Genomic DNA, 23097 nt, shown 5'->3' on the forward strand with positions numbered 1-23097 from the left:
GCGCCCTCGATGAATGCGCTCTGAAATCGGCGTCACGGAACCGGCGATGCGGTCACAGGTTCGGAGGCCCGACGGGCGACAGCGTCCGGCCCGCCCCCGCCGCGTGGCCGCGACGATCGACGACGACCAGGTTGCCCGCACCGTCAATGGCATACAGGCGCTCGCCGCCCGTGCTCGATTGCAGGCGCAGGATCCGGCCGTCGCGGCGCCAGCGTCCCTGTTCGCGAAAGTACTCGGTGCCCTCGCCCGCGAGGAAGGCTTCGACCAGTTCGTACTGCGCCACCACGCCGTTGCCGTGCTGCAGGCGCAGGCGCGTTTCGATGCCGTCGCAATCCGCGCAGGCGAGCGTGCCTTCCCATGCGAGTTCGGTATCGGGGGTGTCGAAGCGCGGCGCGGGGCCGGCGGACGTGGACGGATCGGCACGTTCACCGCAACCGGCTGCCGCCGCGGCGACGAGCGCGGCGAGAAGGAAGGACCAGCGGCGCGGAGCGGCAGTCACGGGGCCATTGTGCCGCACATCGCGTGCACGCCGCCGTGACCGGGGCGGGCACAGCATGGTGCCGTCACAGGGGGTGTCCCATGCGCCTGCATCTCTCGCCGCTTCCGTTCCTCCGCCGACATGCGTGGGGACTGGCGGTGTTGTGCGTGTTGATCACGGTGTACTTCGCCGCCGTCGGCTACGTCGGCGAGCGCTTGCGCAACGATCTCGGGCGCGCGTACAAGGCCGTGCCCTCGGTGGAGGATCACGGCCATCGTTCCGATTGATGCGGCGTCGCTTACTTCTTCTTCGAGCTGCCCGCGGCCGAAATCGTGAACTTGCCGAAGGAGATGCCGAGGTCCCAGCCCTTGCCGGTGCCGGCGAGCGCGAGTTGCACTTCGCCCTTGGTCATCACGTTGGCCGCCGAGGACTTGGACGCGCCCGCGCTGGCTTCCGCCTGCGCATAGCTGCCCAACAGTTCATGGATGTCCTTGACGCCGGAGAACTCACCGGTGCCGTTGATGCTCGACTTGCCGAACGCCAGGCCACCGCCCTTGGCGCTGATGGACACGTTCAATTTCTGGCCGTTGTCGCAGGTGATCACGCCCGTGCCGGAGGCCGTCTTGTAGAACGCGGACCAGCCCGACGTCGAGAAGTGCATCTTGCAATCGGTCTTCTTCTGCGCAAACGCAGCCGGCGACGCAAGGGCGAGGGCGAGCGCGGCGCAGGCGAGGAGGCGGGTCATGGTGCGGACTCCTGTCGAGGGGAGTTGGAGGCTAGCACTACGGCCGTTGAGGCGGCACGAAGGCCAGCTCAGCCGTGGGGTCAGTCGTCGTCCCGGTCGTGGTCGTGGTCGCGGTCATGGCCGTGCCCGCGGCCGTCCCAGCGGCGGCCGTCGTAACGGGTGACGTAACCGCGGTTGTCGTAGCGCGGGTCGTAGTACTTCACCGTGCAGTTGCCGCTGTGGCTGCAGGTGACGCGGCGCGCGGTATTCGCGTAATCCGGATCCCGGTAATAGACATTCCCGTAGTACGGGACGCGACCGCCCTCCACGCGCACGAGGCGGTAATACACGGGGCGACCATAGCGATCGCGCACGACGACCAGGCGGTCGTCATCGCGATAGTTGCCGTAACGGTAATAGGGCTGGCCACCGCGCAAGGCGACATCGGCGGCATCGACCAGCACGCGCGTCCACGTATTGTCCTGGGCGTGCGCGGGAATCGCAGCACCACCGAGGCCCAAACCCGCCGCGAGCACGGCGGGTGCCATCCAGCGGGACAACGTGATCATGGTGTCTCTCCCTGTTTCGTCGGCCCGCCCTCATGGTGGGCCCGTGGCCGACGATGCGGCGGGCGCGGTGAACGAGATTGCAACCGAAGCGGGGTCCCACACGCGTGGCAAAGGCCGCGCTAGCTCCCGTTCATCGAAGCGGCGGCGCGCACGATGTCGGCCACCGCGGCGGGGAGTCCCGCGGCATCGTCGACCTTGCGAAGGCGCGGCGCATCGTGCGCCACGTCGGCCTCGGCTTCGTGCGCCCAGGTCACGTGGTAGGGCATGTACACGCCCCACCCGCCCAGTTCGAGCACGGGCGCGATGTCGCTGCGCAGGGAGTTGCCGATCATCGCGAACTGCGAAGGCGCCAGGTCGAACTCGCGCAGCACGCGCGCATAGGTCGGCGCATCCTTCTCGCTCACGATCTCGATGCGGCGGAACAGATCCGCCAGGCCCGACTGCTTCACCTTCGCTTCCTGGTGGAACAGGTCGCCCTTGGTGATCAGCACGATGTCGTGGTGTTGGCCGATCGCTTCCACTGCTTCGCGGATGCCGGGCAGCAACTCCACCGGGTGCTGCAACAAGGTCTTGCCCATCGCGACGATGCGATGCAGGTCGTGTGCGGTGATGCGACCGTCGGTGATCTCCACCGCGGCTTCGATCATCGACAGCACCATGCCTTTGACGCCGTAGCCGAACGAAGCGAGGTTGCGCTTCTCCACTGCGTACAGGCGCTCGTGCACGCGTGCGTCGTGGAGGTCGACGTAATGGCCGACGATGCGTTCGAAGTCGCCTTGCGCGCCGCGGTAATAGTCTTCGCTGCGCCAGAGGGTGTCGTCGCCGTCGAAGCCGACGAGGCGGATGGAGGCGTCTTCCATGGACGATGCGCGCGTGTGGGCGCGCCAGTTTACGCGCGTGGCGCGGGCGAAAAAAACGCAGGACGGGCGAGCCGTCCTGCGTCCTGGACCAAGGTCCGCGGTCTGCCGGTATTACGGTGTGGACGGCGGCGTCGCGGCCGTCGTCGCCGCAGGCGGCGCGGTCGAATCGGCCGGCATCGACGAGCTGGACGTCGACTCGGTCGAATCCTTGGACTTGCCCGAGGCGCAGGCCGCCAGGGACATCGTTGCAACCACGAAAGCCGTGGCGGTGAGGGTGCGAAGCGTAGCGTTCATGGAAGTCCTCTAGCCTGGTGAGCGGATGTCATGCGGATGTACCTGGTGCATGGATCCGGCCGGCCCCCAACGGGAACCGACCGGATGTGCGCCGCTTGTGCGAGCCGCAAACATTCGCGCGGCCCGGCCGGAGGGTCGACGCGATGCGTCAACCGCCCGAACGCGGAGTGGCTGCCTTGCCGTTCGCGGCGAGGTACGCCTTGTATTCGTCCTGCGTCAGCTGCCCGTCGGCATTGGCGTCCGCTTCGGTAAACGCCTTCGCCAGGCTCTGCACCGCCGCAGCCTCGGTCACGCTGAGCGTGCCGTTCTTGTCGGTGTCGAGGTCGGACCAATTCTTCTTCTGCGGCTCCGCAGAGGAGGACGGGGTCGCCGGGGTGGCCGGGGTCTGGGCGGTCGACTGGTCCTTCGACCAGGCATCACCCGACTGCGAGGCGTCGCCCTGCGTGCCCGTGGGCTGTTCGGTGGTGGTGGACGTCGTCGTCGTCGACTGCGTCTGCGTCGTCGGCTGCGGCGTGGCGCTCTGCGGGGTCGCGCTCTGCGCGAAGGCGAGCGGGGCGGCGAACGTCAGCGCGAGGGCGAGGAAGAGGGGCTTGCGATTGATCATGTCGTCGGTCTCCATGGGGGATGTCGCGCATCGCTGCCGGTGCCTCGATGCGACGGCGCCCACCATGCAACGCTCCGTCTGAATCTCCACGAGGGCGCAAAACGCGCCTCCACGCGGCATTAACCAACGGCCGCCCGAATTGCGTTAGCGGGCGCACTTTCGCCCGATTCATGTCGTCGTGGCGCGAATTCACATTTCCCTTCGTGCGCTTACGAAAGTTTCACCAGCGGCATGCACGGCCGTTAATGGACCGCCCCCAAAGATGGTCGCCAAACCCCGCCCCCACCGCCCATCCGAGGACGCCGCCATGACCACCCCGCGACAGACGCCGCGCAGCAAATCCCGCAACATCGCTGCGCGCCGCGGTGCCCAGCCGGCGGAACCGCAGAGTTCGACACCGCCGCTGGAACGTCCGGGCGACGCGGATCGCCAACGCACCGCGACCGAGTCGCCGTCGCGGCACATCCGTCTGTCGTTGCGCGAGGAGGAAGGCGACGACACGGCCACCCGGCATTGAAAGCGGGTTCATGAAAAAGGCGCCGGGGGGCGCCTTTTCTCATTCACTCACTGCGTCGCGGGCTTGCCCTCGTCCATCCTGCCTGCCGCTTTGGACTGCGCGCGATATTCCGCATCGCTGACGAAGCCGTCGCCGTTCGTATCCATCGCCTCGAAGTCGCTCGCGTTCTTGCCGGATTCGGCGGCGCTCACGCGGCCATCCTTGTCGGTGTCCAGGCCGGAGAAGGATTCATGCGTGTCGACCTGCGGCACGTCCGCCTTGGTCGCGCCTTGTGCGGTCGTCGGCGGTGCAGGCTTGCGCGGCGCGTTGAACTCGGCGCTGGTGACGCTGCCATCGTGGTCGGTGTCCATGCCGTGGAAAGCGAGCGCGAACGCAGTATCGGCGTTGGCTTCCGCGGCGCTGATGCGTCCGTCGCGATCGGCATCCAGTCGCACGAACGCAGGATCCTGCGTCCGCATGGTCTTCTGCTCCTCGACCGTGCGTTCCTGCGGCGGCGTTTCCTGTTGTGCGAGCACGCCCGCGGGCAAGGCCAGCAGGCATGCAACCAAAGCGGATGTCCCGTTCATCGCCGCGCTCCTCGGAAAGCACGTGCGCGGTGTAGCGCCGCGCGCGTGGAGGGCGGGTCAAGTGGCGTCGTCTTCCGCGGAGGCGGTGACGATGGGATCGCCGTCGACGTCGAAGCTCACGGCGATCGAGATGGGCCGGCAACACACCTGGCAGTCTTCGATGTAGTGCTGTTCGACGGGGCCGCCCTCGTCGAACGGCACGTCGAGGAGGATCGTGATGACCTCCCCGCAGTACGGACACGCGATGTCGGTGCTCGGCAGCATCGAATCAGCGGCCGGCGCCGCCCAGGAAGTCGTTCTTGCCTAGCGGCGCGCCCGCTTCGCGCAGGATCGCGTAGGCGATCGAGGCGTGGAAGAACAGGTTCGGCAGCACGAAGCTCGTCAGGTAGCCGAAGCCGTCGAAGTTCAGATCGCCGGCGCGGGTCTTGAACGAGATCGCGCGCGAGGCCGCGTCTTCGAACTGATCCGCCGCGAAGCCTTCGATGTAGTCGATGCAGCGATCGATGCGGGCGTACAGGTCCTCGAACGTCTTCTCGTCGTCGGGGAAGGGCATGGGCTCGGTCGCGGTGAGTCGCGCGCAGCAATTCTTCGCCATGTCCGTGGCGATCTGCACTTGGCGCACGAGCGGCAGCATGTCCGGCATCAGCCGCGTGGCGAGCATCACCTCGGGTGCGATGCCTTTCTCCACGATGAACTTCTCGCCGATCTGCAGGACGCCGCGCAGGTTGCGCAGCGCGCGCACGAACACGGGCACGGAAAACTGATGCATCGAATGGACCATCACGGGGCTCCCGGGGGGCCACCATGGCCCCGAAGCCGCACAGCCTACGCGCGCGTTACGAAAGCGCCAGTCACGATCCTGGGTTTGTCTGTCCCAACCAATGGCCGGCCGGCTGCGGTCGCGCGAAGTGGTAGCCCTGCCCGTAGAGGCAGCCCATGCTCCGCAATACGGCGGACTGCGCTTCGCTTTCGATGCCTTCGGCCACGATCTCCACGCCGAGCGCATTGCCCAGCGCCAGGATGGCCTCGACCAGCGCCGAGCTGCGCGGCGCGGTGCCGTGCGCAAAGGGGGCGACGAAGCTCTGGTCGATCTTGATCATGCGCAGCGGGAACCGATGCACGTGGCCGAGCGAGGAATAGCCCGTGCCGAAATCGTCCAGCGCCGCTTCCACGCCCGCCTCGCGCAGGCGATGCAACGTGCGGACCACGGTTTCCGGATCGCCGAGCAGCGTGCCTTCGGTGACTTCCAGGCGCAGCGCATCGGCCGGGAATCCGATCTCGCCCACCAGGTCCAGCAAACGGCCGGCGAAGTCTTCGTGCTGGAACAGGCGCGGCGAAACATTGAGCGTGAGGTAGCGTCCTTCGTCGACCAGCAATCGCCCGCTCTCCAGCGCCAGGCGGAACATGCGCCAGTCGATCGCGCCGATCAGTCCGCTGTCCTCGGCCACCTTCAGGAAAGCGCCCGGGTTCAGCACGCCGCGTTGCGGATGGTGCCAGCGCAGCAGCGCTTCGTAGCCGACCACGGCTTCATCGTGCAGCTGCACGATGGGCTGGAACCAGGGTTCGAACTCGTCGTGCAACAACGCATCGCGCAGGGCCTGCTCGAGATCCAGGACGTCCATGGCGCTCTGGTGCATCGCATCGTCGAAGAGCACGAAACGATTGCGGCCCGCTTCCTTCGCGCGGTACAGCGCGACGTCGGCATCGTGCAGCACGGCATCGGCGTTGGCGTAGCGACCCGGCATCGCGATCGCGATGCCGATGCTGCAGGACAGCTGCAGCTCGCGACCGGCCACGCTCACCGCCGGCTGCAGCGCGCGCAGCACGCGTTGCGCCACCTTGGACGCGGTCTCCGGTTGCTGCACGTGCTCCAGCAGCAGGATGAACTCGTCGCCCGCAAGGCGCGCCACCACGTCGGGCTCGCGCACGCAGGCCGCCAGGCGTTCGGCCACCTGCTTGAGCAGGACGTCGCCCGCGCTGTGGCCCAGGCTGTCGTTGACCACCTTGAAGCGGTCGACGTCGATGTAGAGCAGGCCGAAGCCATGGCCGCCTTCGCGGCGCAGCCCGGCCACCGCGCGCTCGATGCGATCGCGCAGGTAGATGCGGTTGGGCAGGCCGGTCAGCACGTCGTGCATGACCTGGTGCTGCAGTTGCGCTTCGATCTGTTCGCGCACGGCGATCTGCTCGCGCAGCTCGAGGGTGCGCGCTTCCACGCGATGCTCGAGTTCGGCGTTCGCCTGGCGCAGCAGCTCCGCCGCGCGCCGGCGCTGCAGCGAGCTGCCGATCTGGTAGGAGACGAAGGTCAGCAGTTCGGCGTCGCGTTCGGTGTAGGCGTTGGTGTCTTCGTAGCTTTGCACGGCCACCACGCCGATCGCGCCTTCGGTGCTCAGCAAGGGCGCGCCAAGCCACACCTGCGTGGGGGCGCCCATGATGAAGGCATCGGCCTCGCCCGCATCGACCATCGCCTGTGCGGCCGCGCGGGTGATCAGTTGCGGCTTCTGCGTGGCGAGCACGTGTTCGGTGAGTCCGCGGCTGTAGGTGCGCGCGTCCCAGTCGTGCTCGTGTTCGTCGGCCGCGTAAGGGAAGGACACGGTGGCGCCGTCCTCGGAGAGCAGCGCGATGTAGAAGTTCTTCGCGTCGATCAGCTCGCCGACGATCGTATGCACGTGGCGGTAGAAGCTCTCGCTCGACTCGTCCAGGCTGGCCAGCGCGGCGATGCGGTACAGGGCGGCCTGCAGGCGCTCGCTGCGTTTACGTTCGGCGATCTCGTGGCGCAGGCTCTGGTTGGCCACCTGCAACTGCTGCGTGCGCTCGACGACATGCTGCTCCAGCTCCGCGCGTCCGCGCTTGCGCTCCAGAGCCGTGAGGATGTGCTCGGCCACGAAGGCGAGCAGCGACATCTCCGCGGTCGTATAGCAACGCTCGCCCGTGTAGCTCTGCACCACCACCACGCCCTTGACCTCGCCATCGCGCAGCATCGGCACGCCCAGCCAGTCGCTGCTGTCGGCGCCGTGGATCTGCAGCGGGCCGGAGACCTGTTCGCGCAGTTCCTCGGTCACGCCCATCAACGGGCGCTTGTCGCGGGTGAGGTACCAGGTCAGGCCCTGCTCGATGCGCGCGAGCGGGATTTCCATGCCGGCCGTCAGGTTGAGCTCTTCGTCCACGACGTCGGCGAAGTACAGGAAGCGCAGCGTGTCGCGCTCGCGGTCGTGCATCGCGATGTAGAAGTTCTCCGCGTACATCAGGTCGGAGACGATGCGGTGCAGCCCGCGCAGCATGTCGGGCATGTCCAGGTCGGAGCCGGCCATGTCGGCGATGGCGTACAGCGAGCGCTGCAGCTTCTCCGCCTGCTCCAGGCGCGAGACGCTTTCCTCCATGCGCTGGCGGTCGAGCAGCTCGGCCAGGCGGACGCCGACCGCGGGATGCGGCGCATCGTCGCCGGGGCAATGCACGATCGCGACGACGCTTTCGCCATCGTCGTGCAGCACGCGCGGGTGCACGTCGTCGCCGCCCACGCGATGGTGCGCGAGCGCGATGTTGGCTTCCGCCAGGATGCGCGCGTCCGCCACGCCTTCGGGCCACGTCGCGATGTCGCGGGGCCAGCGGGTCGACCACAGCACGCAGGCCCCGCGGGCCTGCCAATGGGGATGGGCCTCGAACCAGGCCGCCACGGCTTCGGCCGGCGAACGCGCACGCAGCAGCGCACCGGCGAGGACAGCGTCCTCACCGGGCAGGGTCGAAACGGATCCGCCGAACTTCGCGGTCATGTGTGTGGTTGCTTCCCCCCGAAAGCCTGCCACTCGTGGACCGTCACGCGAGCGCGCCCTTATCGGGCTTGCCCCGGTGTCGAACTGTGGACGAAGTCACTTCCCCCCTGCAACCCACCGCACGGCAGCGGAAGGCCCCAGGACGCATCGTCACACCCTACAGACCGGGGGGAGGCGAGCGTGCCCCCCACGGTGGGGAGGGCGCATGGACCGGAAGGCGAACGACGCGGAACCCTCGGGCATTGCACTGGGCGTCGCCCTGGATATCGCCCTCGAATCGGAACTCGAGTCGCTGGATCGCGAAATGCCGCGCATCCAGTCGACCGCCACCGACCTGTTTGCGCTGGCCACGGCGTGGGCCGAACGCCATGCCGCGATCCTGGCCCGCACGCCCCCGTCGATGCGCGTGGAGATGGAAGCCCGCCTGCACCGCATCGGCATTCGCTGGGGCGTGGTGAGCGGTCCCCGCATGACCGCGCAGTTCCCCGCGCTCGGCTTGCCCAGGAAGCGCATCGTGCCGCGCGACGACGAGGCAGCCTAGTCGGCGCGCATAGCCGCGCTCAGATGTTGCGCGGCACCGGCTTCTTCAGCGCGCTGCGATAGCGCGCATACAGCGCCTGCACCTTCTCGACGTAATCCTCGGTCTCCGCGTACGGCGGAACCCCGCCGTAACGCGCCACCGCACCGGTGCCCGCGTTGTAGGCGGCGGCGACGAGCGCAAGGTCGCCCTTGTACAGGCGCATCAATTCGCGGATATGGCGCGCGGCGCAATCGATGGACTGCGCCGAGGAATACGGGTCGGTCACGCCATACGCGCGCGACAACGCCGGCATCAGCTGCATCACGCCCTGCGCACCCTTCGGCGAGAGTGCGCGCGGATTGAAGTCGCTCTCCGCGTGCGCGATCGCGCGCAGCCATGCCTCTTCCACGCCGGTTTTCTTCGCCGCCGCGATGAACTGCGCGGCGAACACGTCCAATCGCGGCGTCCCGAGTTCACCGAGGCCTTCGTGCGCCCATGAATCTCGCGGCGCGTGCAGGCGATACGGCTCGGCGACTTCCTTCCACCCGGGCATCCTGCGCGTGCTGTAGACCGTTACGCCGTTGAGGTTCTTCGCGTAGACGTTGCCGCGCACGGGCCCTTGGTCGCCCCAGAAGTTCGGGACCTTGGCCTTGCGGTCGTTGACGCGCTTGGGCTTGCAGCGCGAACCCGGCTCCGGCGCGGTCGACAGGCTCAGGCGGTTGTCGCGCAGGCACTCGTACACGGTGCGCGCTTGCGCGCCGCCGAGCGGCAGCAGGCAAAGCAGTCCGGCGAGGGCAAGGCGGACGTGCATGGCCCGCCATCAGAGCGGGGAAGCGTTCAGCGTCGCGTGAAGGCCGTGTGTGCGGCGCAGCATCCGCCTTCAGCGGGCTGCGCAGCGTTCGCATTGCGAGGGCACCACGAGCGGCGGCTTGCCCGGCGCGGAGAGGCTGGCGGAATAACGGCGGTGCACCGGATCCGACAGGTCTGCCGTTTCGAGGAAGTGCTGGCGCGCATCGCCCTTGGCGCGATCGCCCTTGCGTGCGAGCCACCAGGCGCGCAGGTACCACGCATCGGCCCACGTGGACCATTGGGTCACGAGCCCCTGCGTGCACTTGTCGGATTCCGCCTTGTCCCCTGCACGCAGCGCGACCTGGCACAGGCCCAGCACGGGCCACGCATCGAGCGGATCGTGCAGCATGGCGCTGCGGTAGGCCGTGCGTGCATCGTCCCAGCGCGAAGTCCTTTGCGCGAGGTCACCGCGCAGGAACCAGGCTTGCGCATCCGTGTCGTCGTGCGCCAATGCGAAGTCGAGGTCTTCGCCCGCGCCCGCGAGATCTCCCGCCGCCATGCGCAGTCGTACGCGCGCAAGGCGATAGCGCGATTCGAGCGGGGCGAAGCGCAGGGCCTGCGACGACCACGCGAGTGCGTCTTTCGGATACTCGTACTGAAGACGCAAGGCGAGCGCCTGCATGAGATCCGTGTCGGGTGCGAGATCCAGCGCCGCGCGCAGGCTCCTGGCATCGCCTTCGATCCGCGCACGGTTGATCGCGGGGGTGTTGCGCAACACGCCGAGCAAGGGATTGTCCTTTTCGTGCGCTGCCGCGGCATCGGCCACGTCGTTCCAGTCCTTCGGACGACCACCCCATTGCGGCATCACCGTGCCTGCCCAGGCCCAGAGCACGCGATAGGACGCAGGATCGAGGTCGCGGCAACGCGCGACTTCCTTCTCCTGCAGCGCCGCGTCGCCCGTCATCTGCGCGACGTGCATCAGGCCTTTGCACGCGGGGCTGAGCCGGGGATTGAGCGCGAGTGCGCGTTCCAGTTCCTCGCGAGCCTTGCCGGCGAGATAGCGCATCTCCCGGGTGCGCTGCTCGTCGGCGAAGTTGGACACGCGCCAGGCCGCAGCGACGAACCGCAGTCCCGCGGCGGTGTGCGCGAAGGCGCTGTCGGGTGCCGCATCGATCCACAGCTCCGCGGCGAGGCGGGCATTGTCGCGCGCGTCGAAGACATCGAATTGCGCGAAGAGCTGGTCGCGTTGCGCAGGATCTGCGTACTGCGCCGCCAGCAACGCAGCGAAATCCTTCTCGAGCGTGGCGACCTCGCCGAACTCGGCCAATTGCGTGATGTCCTCGAGGGAATGTTGCGGACGACGATCGAGCGCGCAACGCGCGACGACCTGTTCCCGCGGCCAATGCGTCCCGGCGGGATCGGATTGTGCGAGGCAACGCTGCTCGAAATCGATCCCACCGATGTCCGGCGTCGGTGTCTCCGCCGCGCCCGCCGTCGTCCAGGCGAGCGCGAGCCCGAAGCACATCCCCATGCGCATCCTGCGATCCATGTCCCTTCCCCTTGGTGGCAGCGCCGTCAGCGGCGCGACTTGCATGGCTTTTCCAGCGCCTGCTTGTAGCGATCGTACAAGGCCTGCACCTTCGCGACGTACTCGATGGTCTCACGATACGGCGGGATGCCGTTGTACTGCGCCACCGTCCCGATGCCCGCGTTGTAGGCCGCGGCGACGAGTTCGAGGTCGCCGTTGTAGCGGCGGACCAGTTGCCTGAGATGACGCGCGCCGCCGTCGATGGACTGCGCGGGCGAGAACGGATCGAGCACCGCGTACTCGCGCGCGACTTCGGGCATCAGCTGCATCACGCCCTGCGCGCCCTTGCTCGAAACCGCCTTGGCATCGAAGCCGCTTTCGGCGTGCGCGAATGCGCGCAGCATCGCGTCTTCCACGCCGGTGCGCTTCGCGGCGGCGCGGAACTCCGCGGAATACGGCTTCAGTTGCGGAGGACCCAGTTGGCCGAGGCCCACGTGCGCAGGCGAGCCCGGCGGCGTTTGCACGGTGAAGGCGAGCACGGGGACCGCGCCGGGTAACTTGCGCGTGCCGTACACCGTCCTGCCGTCCTGCTGGCGCTCGTACAGCGTGCCCTTCACCACGCCCAGGTTGCCCCAGAGATTCGGCACTTTCGCCGGATCGTCCTCGAAGTGCCTGGCGACGCACTTCGAACCGGGCTCCGGCGCCGTGGAGAGGCTGACGGTGCCGTTGCGCGTGCAGCGATAGACGGTGCGCGCGTGCGCGGGCACGCTCAGCGTGGCGGCGAGGACGACGACCAGGCAGGCGGTGGAACGCATGGCGCGGAGACTAGCGCATGCGAAGGTGTGGCGATGTTACGAGCCCTCCGCCTTCGCCGGCGCGCCGGCGTCCGCGGTCTCCTCGTCCCGCCAGTAGTGCTCATGTTGTCCATCGAGCAAGCGCATGCGATGGCGCTCCACCTTCTTCAACTGTCCGGGCAATTGCGTCGTGCGCGTGGACTCGTACATCTCCACCACGCCCGTCGGGCGGTGGACGACGATCAGGCCTTCGTCGGCGATGTCGAGCGAAGTGACTGCGTCCTTGCCGGTGTTATCGAGCTTCTTCCCCGCGAGCTTCTCGCTGATCGCGAGCGCGGCGACCGCGGCCTTCTCGGGATCGATCTGCATATCCCACGCAACGAACAGATCCTCCGGATCGTCCGGCGACACCGACATGGAGAACGTGAGCTTGGCCGGGAACGCGGGCCCGCCGAACGGGTTGGGCAGCGCCGTCTGCACCTCGTAGGACTGGTCGGGCTCGATCTCCAGCCCGTGGAAGCCGTCGTAATCCTGGATCTGGCGCGTGAGCAGCGCTTCGACGTAAGCGGGCGTCAGCATGCGATCGAGCGCAGCGTCCGTGTTCGCCTTGGCGGTGGCACGGGCTTTCTCGCGCGCCTTCGGGTCTTCGATCTGCGCCATCTGCGATTCGATGGCCACGAGCAGCGTCGGCGCCGTCACGGCGCGGATCTTCGCGATCAGCGTGTCCAGGTTGCGCACGCCGGCATAGGTGCCGTCCGTGGCGAGCTTCACTTCCAGCGGCACGCCGGAAAGCGCCGCGATGGTGGCGCGCTGTTGGATCGCCTGCGCCTGGAGGGCCGGCGGACCTTCGAGCACGTCGTAGGTACCGTTCTCGCTCGACCACACCTGCACGAATCCCGCGTCCGACGCCTCCGCAATGCGAACGTGCGTGGTGTCCGTCGCGCGCGTCCGCGACGTGGCGCCGTCCTTCACTTCGGTGGCCGTGTCCTCGGTCTGGTAGGACAGCGCGACGCCTTGCTTCCACGGCAGCACCCATTTCACCTTGGGCGCAGCCTGCGCAGGTTCATCGGCAAAGGCGGGCGTTGCGAGCACGCACAGCAGTGCGAGCGCGAGGGTGTGAAGACGCATTCGAAATTCCCCGGATAGCGCAGCGGCGACAGGCCGGTGCCCGCGTATTTTACCTTTCTTCAAGCCCCCTTCATGCGCGACGCGGCAAACAGGGATGCATCGACAAGGGAGATCGCACGTGCCACGCATCGCCATCGCGCTCCTGCTGGCCCTGTTGTCCACGGCCTGTGCCACGCGCCCGGCCAGGGAAGCCACGCCGCCGCCCGAGCCCATTGCGCTGCCGCCGCCCACCGAGACCCGCGGCAAGTTCACGCTGGAGGCCGACAAGCTCGATACCTGGAACGCCGTCGGCCAGATCCTCGTGAACACGCCCGGCGTGAGCTACGAAGGCCGCTCGCAGATGATGGATCTGTACACGGTGCGTTACCGCGACGTGCCCTTCCTGATCCTCACGCGCGCGTTGCTGCTCTCCGACACGATCAAGAAGACAACGACTTTGGTGACGGCAACGACGCTGCAAGGGGCGCCGATCGACAGCGACGCCGTGGTGGAGTTGCTGGCGAAGCTGCAGCGCGACCTGCCCGCGGAGATCGTCAGCGTGCAGGAGCGGCAGAAAGCGGAAGCGCGCGCGAAGAAGGCGCAGAAATCCAAGGCACACAAGAAGAAGGCGAAGAAGACCTGAGGTTACTGCGCCTTGTCGTCCACTTCATGCAGGAACTTCAACAACCCGGCGAAGTACGCCTCCTGGTCGTCGTAGTAGGCGCAGTGGCTTCCGTTCGGCAGGTAGAGGTATTCGCCGTGCGGCAGCTTCTTGCTCATCATCTCCATGAACTTCGGATCCATGGTGTCGTAACGCGCGCCGATGACCAGCGTGGGCACGGTGATCTGCTTCAGGTCTTCCGTGCGATCCCAGTCCACCAGGAGGCCGCTGGCGCCGAGTTCGCTCGGTCCCTGCATCGGCACGTACACCTTCTTGTTGAGGTGCTTGGCGAAGCCGCGCAGCACGGGCTCCGGCCATTCGGCCATCGAACGGCGCAGGACATGGTGTTCGTAATGCGGCTGCAGCAGTTCTTCGAAACGCGGGTTGTCGTAGTCCTTCGCCGCGTCGAGCTTCTTCAGTTCCGCGAGCGCCTCGGGGCCGAGCTCCGGCATCAGCACCTTGCTCGCGTATTCGTTGTACGCGGGGATGCTGGACATCATGTTCGAGATGATCAGGCCCTTCAGGTGATCCTGGTGCTTGAGCGCGTATTCGATGGCGAGCATGCCGCCCCACGAATGCCCGTAGAGGTAGAAGTTGTCCTTGTCCAGGCCGAGCGCCTTGCGCACCTGCTCCACTTCATCGACGAAGCGGTCGATCGTGAGCAGGCGCGGATCGTCGGGCTGGTCGCTGTAATACGAGCCGAGCTGGTCGTAGTAGTAGTACTCCACGCCGTCGGCAGGCAGGAAGGAATCGAACACCTCGAAGGGCTCGTGCGTCGCACCCGGGCCGCCATGCAGCAGCAACACCTTGATGCGCGGGTTGTTGCCCGTGCGCTTGGTCCACACCTTGAAGTCGCCCGCCGGCGTGTGGATGGGGATCATGCGCACGCCGCCCTGCCACGCGTCGGGGTGCCCGGCGCGGTCGTGGTACTGCTGGAGGGTCGGCGTCTCGCCGGCGAACGCCGACGCGGAAAGCAGGAGCATCAACGCGAACAGGAAGCGGCGCATGGCGGATCCTTCGGGCGTCGGCGGGGTGTGGGTCGGTTCGGGGGGATTCTAGTCAGCTCGCTGCGGTGCAGCAGGCAGGATGACCGAGTACGCGAGCGTCGTGATCTTCCACCCTGCTTTGGTCCGCACCATCAGCCAGCACTCCTTGCCCCAATTGGTCTTCTTGCCATTGGAGAGGAAGCTGTAGTCGAAGGTGACCGTGGCGACCTCGCCATCGGTGTCGATCGTGATGTTGTCGAAGGTCTCTTCGCTCGCGTCCTTGCTGTTGGCGATGCCGTCGATGAACTTGGTCGGATTGTTGTCCGGCGAGAACTTCGCCTTCATCGCCCCGGGTCGCTTGGCCGCACCTGCGCCAGGCTCTTGTCGTCCAGCACGCTTTGCCACGGCTGGTCCGGCTGCACGAACAGCGCGAGGAAGCGCTCGCGGTCCTTCTGGATGATCGAGATGCGGAAGGATTCGACGACGGCGTGGATGTCCGGGTGGTCGTCTGCTGCGCGCGCGGGAGAGAAGCAGAGCGCGGCCGCGAGCGAAATGACATGCAGGGGATGGCGCTTCATAGCGATTTGAGCAGCCAGTACAAGGCGGCGCAGTTGAACACGACCGTCGCCCAGAACGCCAACTGGAAGGAACGCTTGCTCGACTTGTGGCGAAACACATCCTGCGCGACCAACGCGCCGGGCCAGCCGCCGACCAGGCTCATCGCATGCAGCGTGTTCTCCGGCGTGCGCCATTCGCCGCGCAGCGCCGACACCTTGTCGCGCCAGTACATGGAATACGCCGCCAGGCTCGTGGCGGCATAGAGCACGGGCACGAACGCCGGGACCTTCGCGAACCACCAAGCCACGCCCAGCGCCAGCGCGAACACGAGCGCCACGGTCTTGCGCGGGAACACGCCGGAGGCTTTCGGCATCGCCCGCCTCGACGGCGCAATCGCGAACCGCACCGCCACGGCATTGGCACGCCGCTGCGCATCCCGCTCGACCTTGTACGAGATCAGGTCGCCTTCGTTCGGCCTGCGCGGCAGCCGTCCGAACGCCTTGACGTGGACGAAGGCGCGATCGCCGCCGCCATTGGGCTCGACGAAGCCGTAGCCCTTCTGGTCGTTCCAGTTGGTAAGGCGTCCTACGTAGCGCATGGGAATCCGTCGGCATCAGGCCGGGGTCGGATTCTAGTCGGGCGCCGCCGGGGCGCCATTCGAAAAAGTCGCGGGCTTTCAGAAGCCCCAGCCCGCGATCAACCAGACTGCCAAGCGCGGCGGAGGGGGTCACTTCCGCGGCGCTTGCCGGATCACTGCCTCGCGACGATCGTCAGCCCGCTGTAGGACATGGTGCCGACCAACTTGATGTAGTACGTCCCCGCCTGCGGGGCGGTGATGCGGATCGTTTCCGAATTGCCGGTGCGCACCGAGCGGAACTGGTACGCGGCGGCGCTCGGCGCGGCGTTGAGACTGGCGTACATCGAGGCGTCGCCGATGCCGCCGAAGGTCATGAACGTCACGGGCACGCCGGCTTGGGCGACGAACTTGTAGAGCACCTCGCCTCCGGTCGGGGCACCCTGTGCCGCGAGGTTGGTGTTGTTGAACAACTCGGTCGCGTCCAGGCAGGTCTGCGTCTGCGGATTGCACGGCGGCAGCAGGGCCTTGGCCAGGGCATTACTCGCGTCGAGGATGCCGACACCGATCGTCTGCGTGGCCGGGATCGACACCGGGAACGCGCGGGCACTGCGCTTGAGCAAGGCTTCCATCTCGGCCGGCGTCATGGGCGCACGGCCTGCATTGGCGAGCGCGCTCTGCACCAGCGCCACCGTAGCGCTGACGTGCGGCGCCGCCATCGACGTGCCCGCCATGTAGTAGTACGCGGGGCCCGTGATCGGATCGAGGTTGGGCGCTGTCGTGCTGCTGTTGCCCGCCTGCAGGATGTAGCCGTTGGGCAGGCCGTCCGCGGTGGGATCGCCACCCGGTGCTGCGATATCGACGTTGGCACCGTAGTTCGAATACGACGCCTTGCCGCCGTTGATGCGCGACGCGCCCACCGTGACGACGTTCTGGCAGTTGGCCGGCGAATACAGCGAAGCATCGGCGGAGGAATTGCCCGCGGCCACCACCACCACGGTGCCGCGCGCGACGGCGCCGTTGATCGCGTCCTGCGTATAGGTTTCGCAGGGGCCGTAGCCGCCGAGGCTGAGGTTGATCACCTCTGCAGGCGTCGGATTGTTCGGCACGCCGGTAACGGTTCCGCCGGAAGCCCAGGTGATCGCATCGGCGATGTCGGAGGTGTAGCCACCACAGCGGCCGAGCACGCGCACTGGCAACACCTTGGCGTTGTGCGCAACACCGACGACGCCGATGCCGTTGTTGCCCACTTCCGCGATGGTGCCCGCGGTATGGCTGCCGTGCCAGCTGCTGTCCTTCGGGCCGGTGTAGGGGCCGCAGTCGTCGGTTTCCGTGTAGTTGCCGTTCGCGTAGTCGCCGTAGTCGAGGGCGCCCGGCACGCGGTCGTTCGTGGCGCGGCGCGACACGAAGCTGTCGGTGATGAAGTCGTAACCCTGCAACAGGTTCGCGCTGAGGTCCGGATGCGGCACCACGCCGGTGTCGAGGTCGGCGACGATCACGCCATCGCCCTTCGACGTATCCCAAGCCACGTCGGCGCGAATGCCGCCGTTGGCGTTGTACAGGTTCCATTGCTGCGTGATGTAGGGATCGTTGAAATCCCACCACGCGGTGGGCCGCATCATGCGGTCGACTTCGACGGCCTGCACGGTCGCGTCGGCCTTGAGCTGGGCGACGATCTTGTCCAGTTCCGCCTGGGTGAGCTGGCGCTCGAGCTTCATGAGGTCGCGGCCGCCCTTCAGCGCGCGCACTTTCGTGGCGCGCATCGGCGTGGTCGTCTTCGCGGCGGTGGACACGCGCAGGTTCGCGCGCGCGGCGGCGGCCTCGACGATGGAGCGCTTGCGCGCATCGTCGGTGGGCGCGACCACGCTCGCGCGGTAGGTGACGATCAGGCGCGCCGAGCTGCGATTGGTGGCCGTGCCCGCGTTCTGCATCGGCATGACCTTGGGCTTGTTGACCACGCCCGCGGCGAATGCGGGCGTGAGCACGGCGATGGCCATCAGGCCGCCGGTCAGGGCCTGGGTGAGTTGCTTCTTCTGCATGACTGCTGGATTCCCCGAAAATGTGTGTGGTTACCAACCGAAGCCGGCGCCGACGCCGACCGACGTGTCGTCGCCGCTCACCGCGCCACCGAAGGTGACCGTGGCGCGATCGCTGATGGCGCGCTGGTAACCGATCGCCAATGCGGCCTGGCCGCGTTGCGCGCCGATGCCGACGCCTACGCGGTTCTGCGTGCGCACGCCTGCGGCACTGGTGGCCATCGTCAACATCGCCGCGCCCATCGCGCCCTGGCGGTCGATGCGCTTGTCCTGTTCGCCGAGGCGATGGTCGACATCGGTGCGGATCTGGTTGAGGTTGTCGTCCCACGCGGCGAAGCGCGCATCCGTGTAAGCGTTGGCAGAGTGCAGGGTCTGCGTCGACTTGGTGTCGGTGTAGGTGTGCGACGACGCCAGCGTGGCGGCATCGCCTGCATCGGCGACCGCCTTGGCTTCGGTGACCGCCGTATCGACCACGCCCGCGACCTGTTGGTCGGTGTAGGCGTTGGACTGGGAGACCGCGGTGCCGATGGCGTTGTTGGCAGTGGCCAACGCGGTGTCTGCAGTCGCCTGCGCCGTGCCTGCGGCGTTCAACGCGGCATCCGCCGTGGCCTGTGCGTTGTCGGCCTTGGTCTCCACCGTCGTGAGCTGATCGAGGTTCACCGCATCGGTGCCCTGCGTGCCGGCGGCGACGTTTGTGATCTGGCGCGCGATGGCCGTGTGCGGTGCGCCCGTGACTTCGTCGCTCCAGTCCGCGGATGCGCCGACCGACACGGTGTTCGCGCGATCCGCGACGGACCCGGCGCCGATCGCAACGCTGTTGGTCCCGGTGCTCGTGACTTGCGCGAAGTGACCGATCGCGACGCCGTAGTCCGACTGCGCCCAGGCATTCGCACCAAACGCCACGCTGCCCATGTTGCGCGCCCACGCGTTGTAACCGACCGCCGCGCCTTCCCAGTTCGCTCCGGATTCGCTCCCGACCGCCGTGCCGTTGACGACGATGTTGCCGAGGTCGGCGTGTTCGTCGTTCCAGTCGGTGACCGTCGAGTGATAGCCCACCGCGGTGTTGCCATCGCCATTGGCGAAGGAATACGAGCCCAGCGCGGTGGCCGCCACGCCGGTGGCATTGGCGGTGGAACCGAGCGCCGTGCCGAAGAAGTCGGTCGCGAGTGCAGCGTTGCCGAAAGCAGCGCTTTCCCAACCGTTGGCCGCGCTGAAGGAACCGATAGCCATCGCGAACGGCGAACCGGTGGAGGCGTTGCCGCCGATTGCCATGCTGAAGAAGCCCGCGGCGTGCGAGTTGCTGCCGATGGCGACGGCGCCGGAGCCTTCGGACCAGCTCATCGCGCCGAGCGCCACGCCGAACCCGTAGTCGGAGCGCGCGCCGGCGCCCACCGATGTCGTGGCGGCGTCGTTGGCCTGTGTGTAGTAGGTCGTGCCGTCCCAATTGACGTAGGCCCCGCCGATCGCGGTCGCCCCGGCCGCACCCGCATAGCTTTGCGACCCCACGGCCAGCGCGTTCTCGCCGACGGCGGTCGCGTTGAAGCCGAAGGCGCTGGCCCAATTGGCGAAGGACAACGCACCGGCGCCGAAGGCCGAAGCGCCGTCGCCGATCGCGTTGGAGGACTCGCCGGCCGAGGTGGCTTCTTCGCCTTCCGCGTAGGCGCCGGCGTCGTCAGCCGGATCGGGCCGGCCGGTGGCCTCGAATTTGGACTGCGCCAGCGCCGGCAGCGCGGTCGCCGACAGGATGGTCGCCAGGGCCATGGCCAGCGCCCTCATCGGAAGGGGACCGGATGGCACGGCGCGGATCGGCGCACTCCCCTGCGCCGGGTGGACAGACTTGTTCATCAACGTGGTTTCCCCAGGTGTGTTCGAGACGCGCGGGCAGGGCCGCGGCCCGCCGAACTCTGGGCAAGCCCCGCATTCAAGTCATCCACACTTCCTTCGCAAAATTTCGCGAAGTTTTGCGCCAGAATCGGCTTGGGGATTCGGGGGAAGTGAAAGCATGGTGCGTCGTACCTGGACTGCCGCGTCCGCGTGGCTCAACCGCGTGCCGATCCGCGACCCGGTCGATCGCAAGAACGCGCCCTTCATGCAGCTGGTCCTGCTGTTCTTCGGTGTGTACCTGCCGATCAACCTGTACTACTACCTGGTCGTGTCCGACTTCATCAGTCGCGCGCCTGCCGTGTCGACGGCGCTCAACGCGGCCACCGATCTTGCGATCATCGCGTCGGCGTGGACGGGTTTCTATTTGATCCGCCGCGGCCAGTTGCGGAAGGGGGTGATGCTCTTCCTCGGTACCGTGCTCGTTTCGTTGACCGTGGTGTTCCTCCAAACCGGGCTGCGCGGGTTGGTGATCGACACCACTTATCCCGTGTTGTCGCTAGCCATCGGCGGTTTGGTGCTGGGGCGTGGTGCGTTGTGGAAGGTGTTCGGTTCCCTCGTGTTGATGCTGGCCCTTGGCGCATTGACGGATCTGTTCCGTCACGCCGAACCGGCCCACGCGTATGCGCCGAACTGGGCGATGTCCGCGTTCCTGCTGTACGGGATGATCACGATCGTGCTCGACCGCACCATCCTGGCGCTGCGCAGCAGCCTGGATGAAAGCGTGTCGAAGGGGCGCGCGCTTGCAGATGCGAACCTGCGCTTGCAGCGCGAGATGGCCGAGCGCGAGCGCGCGCAGTCGCAGCTGATCCATGCGCAGAAGATGGAAGCGGTGGGGCGCGTGGCGAGCGGTGTTGCGCACGATTTCGACAATGTGCTCAACGTCGCGCTGGGATACGCGGTGGGACGCGAGCGCATCGCCGATCGGGGAACGTCGGCGTTGATCGATGCGCTGGAAGGCGTCGAGTTGTCGGTGCGTCGCGCCTTGTCGATCAGTCGCAAGCTGCTCAACTTCGGACGCCAGGACACCAGCCGGCCCGAAGTGTTCGATGCGGTGGCTGCGCTGCGCGAACTGCAGCCGATGTTGCGGCAGTTGTTCGGTGCTGGAACGCGTGTGTCGCTCGACGTGGGCGACGACGTCCTGCTCGTGCGCATGGATCGCGGGCAGTTCGAACTGATGGCATTGAACATCGCAGCGAATGCGCGCGATGCGATGCCGGAGGGTGGGCGCTTCATTGTGGGTGCGCAGCGCGCACAGGACGGCACGATTGAACTGACGTTCGGCGACACCGGCTGCGGCATGCCGGAATCGGTGCGGATGCGTGCGTTCGAGCCGTTCTATACGACCAAGTCGATGGGCAGCGGCACCGGCCTGGGCCTGGCGGTGACGCAGGACCTGGTCAGGGAGATGGGCGGTTCGATCGATGTGGCGAGCACGAGCGAGGCAGGGACGACCTTCGCCGTGCGATTGCCGCTGGTGGCCGCAGCCGCCTGATCAAGCCGCGAACAGGAAGCCGATGCCGCGTGTGGCGACCAGCGGCAGCGTTGTATCCGTCTGCACTTCGGCCTTCTTGCGCAAGCGATGCACGAGGGCATCCAGGCGGCGTGCATCGAAGTCGCGGTCGTTGCCTGCCAACGCGTTCACCAGCGTTTCGCGCTCCACGGGCTGTCCGCCGGCGGCGAACAAGAGCTGCAGCACGCAGCGTTCAGGCGCCGTCAACGCCATCAACGCGCCATTGGGCGCGACCAGGCACCAGTCGTTGGTTTCGAGCTTCCAGCGCCCGGATGCGGCGGGAGCAGCGTCGGCGCTCGCCGGCATGGCGCGCGCCGACAACCGGCGCGCGAGGCTGTGCAACGTGGCGGCGAGGATTTCGCCATCGACTGGCTTGGCGAGGAACGCATCCGCACCATCCGACAGCGCGCGCACATGCTTGTCGGCACCGCTGTTGGCGGTGAGCATGACGATGCCGAGTCCCGGCAGCGACGCGCGCAGGTGGCGGATGACATCGAGCCCGTTCTCGTCGGGCAGGCCCATGTCGACGAGCACGATATCGAATGTTTGCCCGACCATCCGGCGATAGAGTTCCGCCGCGGTTCCCGCGCCCACCGCATCGAGCCCGTAGTCGCGCAGCGTGGGCAGAAGGAACGATTCCCGCACGAGGTCGTCGTCTTCGAGCACTGCGACGCGGAAGACGGCGCGGGTGGGATCAGGCGGGGACATAGAGGCAGGGCCGGCAAGCGGGTTTACCCAAATTGGGTAACAAGATACCCAATTTGGGTAAGCACCCCCACGCGGCCAGGCTGTGGCTACCCTTCCCCGATCGTCCCCGTCCGCACCTCGCCGCTGCGCTCGAAGCGGGTGATCAGCACGCCTTTGTCCGTCGTGGACGAGTGCGCCAGCGTAAACGCCGATGCTTGCGCGTCCTCGCCGAACAAGCGCTTCCCGTGTCCCAGGACCACCGGAAGGATGATGAGCCGCAGCTCGTCCACCAACCCGGCCGCGAGCAGTTGCCGCACCACTTCGCCGCTGCCTTGCGTCAACAGGTTGGCACCGTCCTTCTGCTTGAGCGCGCGAATCGCATCGGCGATCCCGCCTTCCAGCGCACGACTGTTCTGCCAATCCAGCGTGCCGGGGCGATGCGTCGCCACGTGCTTGCACACCTTGTTGAACTTGTCGGCGACGAAGTTCTTCGACTCCGGCGGCACGCGCGGCCAGTACGACGCGAAGATGTCGTAGGTGTGGCGACCCAACACCAGTTCGAACGGTTGCGAGAACAGGTCACGGATCGCCTGGGCCGACGCATCGTCCCAGTAAGGCGCGGTCCATCCACCGAAATGGAAGTCGCCGCTGATGTCCTCCTCGGGTCCGCCGGGCGCTTGCATGACGCCGTCGAGGCTGACGAACGCGGCAACGATGAGCTTGCGCATGGTGTTGTCAGGCGGCAGCGCCACCTTCCTCCGGCGGCGGCTGCAGCGTCACCGCGAGTGCTTCCAACTCGGCGATCGCGGCTTCCAGGCCGTCGTAGAACTGGCCCTGCCTCGTCATCAGGTCTTCGAACTTCCCGGCCTGCTTCAGCTTGGAAAGCTCGCCGTCGAACAGCAGCCACTGCGTCGTCAGCAGCTCCACGTTGTTCTTGGAGTAGTGCCGCATCTCCTTGAGCTGCAGCACCGTGTCGTTCACGTGATCCAGCGGGGTCTTGGTGTCCGCGGTCATGGCGGCCTCCTGGGTGGATCGATTGCCCCGCAGGGTAACCATGGGCGGCGGTATGCCCGGTGAAACGGTG

Annotated in this window: 28 protein-coding genes; 6 read left to right on the forward strand and 22 right to left on the reverse strand. The window is 67.2% G+C overall.

Translation table 11 applies throughout. The features are described from left to right. Window positions 1-52 precede the first annotated feature (52 nt). Complete coding sequence (locus LVB87_RS03050; protein WP_232899446.1) at window positions 53-499, reverse strand: copper resistance protein NlpE N-terminal domain-containing protein; 447 nt, start codon at window positions 497-499, stop codon at window positions 53-55. 80 nt (window positions 500-579) lie between these two features. Here LVB87_RS03050 and LVB87_RS03055 point away from each other — a divergent pair, with 80 nt between their 5' ends. Then, window positions 580-765, forward strand: a complete 186-nt coding sequence (locus tag LVB87_RS03055) for a hypothetical protein (protein ID WP_232899447.1) — start codon at window positions 580-582, stop codon at window positions 763-765. An 11-nt stretch (window positions 766-776) separates the two neighbouring features. Here LVB87_RS03055 and LVB87_RS03060 read toward each other — a convergent pair whose 3' ends face one another. From LVB87_RS03060 to LVB87_RS03070, 3 genes are all read right to left on the reverse strand, one after another. Next, complete coding sequence (locus tag LVB87_RS03060; RefSeq protein ID WP_232899448.1) at window positions 777-1223, reverse strand: hypothetical protein; 447 nt, start codon at window positions 1221-1223, stop codon at window positions 777-779. 80 nt (window positions 1224-1303) lie between these two features. Then, window positions 1304-1771 carry a hypothetical protein gene (locus LVB87_RS03065; protein ID WP_232899449.1) on the reverse strand — a complete coding sequence of 156 codons (468 nt, stop codon included), beginning with the start codon at window positions 1769-1771 and terminating at the stop codon, window positions 1304-1306. Between the two features lie 119 nt (window positions 1772-1890). Next, the gene (locus LVB87_RS03070) at window positions 1891-2631 is read right to left on the reverse strand and encodes an HAD family hydrolase (RefSeq protein WP_232899450.1); all 741 of its coding nucleotides are present in this window, start codon (window positions 2629-2631) and stop codon (window positions 1891-1893) included. Between LVB87_RS03070 and LVB87_RS03075 the strand changes: the two genes are divergently transcribed. Then, window positions 2630-2938 carry a hypothetical protein gene (locus LVB87_RS03075; RefSeq protein WP_232899451.1) on the forward strand — a complete coding sequence of 103 codons (309 nt, stop codon included), beginning with the start codon at window positions 2630-2632 and terminating at the stop codon, window positions 2936-2938. The two genes, LVB87_RS03070 and LVB87_RS03075, sit on opposite strands and share 2 nt — an antisense overlap. Before the next feature lie 135 nt (window positions 2939-3073). Here the strand turns inward: LVB87_RS03075 and LVB87_RS03080 are convergent, their stop codons facing one another. After that, on the reverse strand, window positions 3074-3544 hold the full coding sequence (locus LVB87_RS03080; protein ID WP_232899452.1) for a hypothetical protein: 471 nt from the start codon (window positions 3542-3544) through the stop codon (window positions 3074-3076). Between the two features lie 292 nt (window positions 3545-3836). Here LVB87_RS03080 and LVB87_RS03085 point away from each other — a divergent pair, with 292 nt between their 5' ends. Beyond that, the gene (locus LVB87_RS03085) at window positions 3837-4046 is read left to right on the forward strand and encodes a hypothetical protein (RefSeq protein WP_232899453.1); all 210 of its coding nucleotides are present in this window, start codon (window positions 3837-3839) and stop codon (window positions 4044-4046) included. A gap of 47 nt (window positions 4047-4093) precedes the next feature. Here the strand turns inward: LVB87_RS03085 and LVB87_RS03090 are convergent, their stop codons facing one another. From LVB87_RS03090 to LVB87_RS03105, 4 genes are all read right to left on the reverse strand, one after another. After that, entirely contained in the window at window positions 4094-4612 is a 519-nt protein-coding gene (locus LVB87_RS03090) for a hypothetical protein (RefSeq protein WP_232899454.1), read from the reverse strand. Between the two features lie 57 nt (window positions 4613-4669). Next, on the reverse strand, window positions 4670-4876 hold the full coding sequence (locus LVB87_RS03095; RefSeq protein ID WP_232899455.1) for a CPXCG motif-containing cysteine-rich protein: 207 nt from the start codon (window positions 4874-4876) through the stop codon (window positions 4670-4672). Window positions 4877-4880: 4 nt separating this feature from the next. Next, window positions 4881-5393, reverse strand: a complete 513-nt coding sequence (locus LVB87_RS03100) for a DUF1993 domain-containing protein (protein WP_232899456.1) — start codon at window positions 5391-5393, stop codon at window positions 4881-4883. A 70-nt stretch (window positions 5394-5463) separates the two neighbouring features. After that, window positions 5464-8379 carry an EAL domain-containing protein gene (locus LVB87_RS03105; RefSeq protein WP_232899457.1) on the reverse strand — a complete coding sequence of 972 codons (2916 nt, stop codon included), beginning with the start codon at window positions 8377-8379 and terminating at the stop codon, window positions 5464-5466. A 205-nt stretch (window positions 8380-8584) separates the two neighbouring features. Between LVB87_RS03105 and LVB87_RS03110 the strand changes: the two genes are divergently transcribed. Further along, the gene (locus LVB87_RS03110; RefSeq protein WP_232899458.1) at window positions 8585-8920 is read left to right on the forward strand and encodes a hypothetical protein; all 336 of its coding nucleotides are present in this window, start codon (window positions 8585-8587) and stop codon (window positions 8918-8920) included. Between the two features lie 19 nt (window positions 8921-8939). On the opposite strand, the gene LVB87_RS03115 is transcribed toward LVB87_RS03110, so the two are convergent. The 4 genes from LVB87_RS03115 to LVB87_RS03130 all read right to left on the reverse strand — a co-directional run bounded on the left by LVB87_RS03115 (window position 8940) and on the right by LVB87_RS03130 (window position 13138). Beyond that, window positions 8940-9710 (reverse strand): lytic transglycosylase domain-containing protein, encoded by a 771-nt coding sequence (locus LVB87_RS03115; protein ID WP_232899459.1) that lies wholly within the window; start codon window positions 9708-9710, stop codon window positions 8940-8942. Window positions 9711-9779: 69 nt separating this feature from the next. Beyond that, the gene (locus LVB87_RS03120) at window positions 9780-11237 is read right to left on the reverse strand and encodes a DUF4034 domain-containing protein (protein ID WP_232899460.1); all 1458 of its coding nucleotides are present in this window, start codon (window positions 11235-11237) and stop codon (window positions 9780-9782) included. Window positions 11238-11263: 26 nt separating this feature from the next. Then, window positions 11264-12031, reverse strand: a complete 768-nt coding sequence (locus tag LVB87_RS03125; RefSeq protein WP_232899461.1) for a lytic transglycosylase domain-containing protein — start codon at window positions 12029-12031, stop codon at window positions 11264-11266. A gap of 36 nt (window positions 12032-12067) precedes the next feature. After that, complete coding sequence (locus LVB87_RS03130; RefSeq protein ID WP_232899462.1) at window positions 12068-13138, reverse strand: hypothetical protein; 1071 nt, start codon at window positions 13136-13138, stop codon at window positions 12068-12070. Window positions 13139-13256: 118 nt separating this feature from the next. Between LVB87_RS03130 and LVB87_RS03135 the strand changes: the two genes are divergently transcribed. After that, window positions 13257-13760: a hypothetical protein gene (locus tag LVB87_RS03135; RefSeq protein ID WP_232899463.1), complete on the forward strand. Its 504-nt coding sequence runs from the start codon at window positions 13257-13259 to the stop codon at window positions 13758-13760. A gap of 2 nt (window positions 13761-13762) precedes the next feature. On the opposite strand, the gene LVB87_RS03140 is transcribed toward LVB87_RS03135, so the two are convergent. The 6 genes from LVB87_RS03140 to LVB87_RS03165 form a co-directional block, all read right to left on the reverse strand. Continuing rightward, entirely contained in the window at window positions 13763-14785 is a 1023-nt protein-coding gene (locus LVB87_RS03140) for a proline iminopeptidase-family hydrolase (RefSeq protein ID WP_232899464.1), read from the reverse strand. 48 nt (window positions 14786-14833) lie between these two features. Then, a complete protein-coding gene (locus LVB87_RS03145; protein WP_232899465.1) occupies window positions 14834-15109 on the reverse strand; it encodes a hypothetical protein in 276 nt (91 codons plus the stop codon). Beyond that, window positions 15106-15342: a hypothetical protein gene (locus LVB87_RS03150; protein ID WP_232899466.1), complete on the reverse strand. Its 237-nt coding sequence runs from the start codon at window positions 15340-15342 to the stop codon at window positions 15106-15108. Before LVB87_RS03150 ends, LVB87_RS03145 begins: the two co-directional genes overlap by 4 nt. Continuing rightward, window positions 15339-15920 carry a cold shock and DUF1294 domain-containing protein gene (locus LVB87_RS03155; protein WP_232899467.1) on the reverse strand — a complete coding sequence of 194 codons (582 nt, stop codon included), beginning with the start codon at window positions 15918-15920 and terminating at the stop codon, window positions 15339-15341. The genes LVB87_RS03150 and LVB87_RS03155 overlap by 4 nt, the downstream gene beginning before the upstream one ends. A 152-nt stretch (window positions 15921-16072) precedes the next feature. Further along, complete coding sequence (locus LVB87_RS03160) at window positions 16073-17935, reverse strand: S8 family peptidase (RefSeq protein ID WP_232899468.1); 1863 nt, start codon at window positions 17933-17935, stop codon at window positions 16073-16075. Window positions 17936-17965: 30 nt separating this feature from the next. Next, a complete protein-coding gene (locus LVB87_RS03165) occupies window positions 17966-19693 on the reverse strand; it encodes a YadA-like family protein (RefSeq protein ID WP_232899469.1) in 1728 nt (575 codons plus the stop codon). Between the two features lie 241 nt (window positions 19694-19934). On the opposite strand from LVB87_RS03165, the gene LVB87_RS03170 reads away from it, so the two are divergent. Beyond that, complete coding sequence (locus LVB87_RS03170) at window positions 19935-21308, forward strand: ATP-binding protein (RefSeq protein ID WP_232899470.1); 1374 nt, start codon at window positions 19935-19937, stop codon at window positions 21306-21308. Here the strand turns inward: LVB87_RS03170 and LVB87_RS03175 are convergent, their stop codons facing one another. From LVB87_RS03175 to LVB87_RS03185, 3 genes are all read right to left on the reverse strand, one after another. After that, a complete protein-coding gene (locus LVB87_RS03175; RefSeq protein WP_232899471.1) occupies window positions 21309-22034 on the reverse strand; it encodes a response regulator transcription factor in 726 nt (241 codons plus the stop codon). Window positions 22035-22120: 86 nt separating this feature from the next. Continuing rightward, window positions 22121-22741, reverse strand: a complete 621-nt coding sequence (locus LVB87_RS03180; RefSeq protein WP_232899472.1) for a dihydrofolate reductase family protein — start codon at window positions 22739-22741, stop codon at window positions 22121-22123. 7 nt (window positions 22742-22748) lie between these two features. Continuing rightward, window positions 22749-23027, reverse strand: a complete 279-nt coding sequence (locus tag LVB87_RS03185) for a hypothetical protein (protein ID WP_232899473.1) — start codon at window positions 23025-23027, stop codon at window positions 22749-22751. Window positions 23028-23097: the final 70 nt, after the last annotated feature.

Source organism: Lysobacter sp. KIS68-7 (assembly GCF_021284745.1).
Taxonomy (GTDB): Bacteria; Pseudomonadota; Gammaproteobacteria; order Xanthomonadales; family Xanthomonadaceae; genus Noviluteimonas.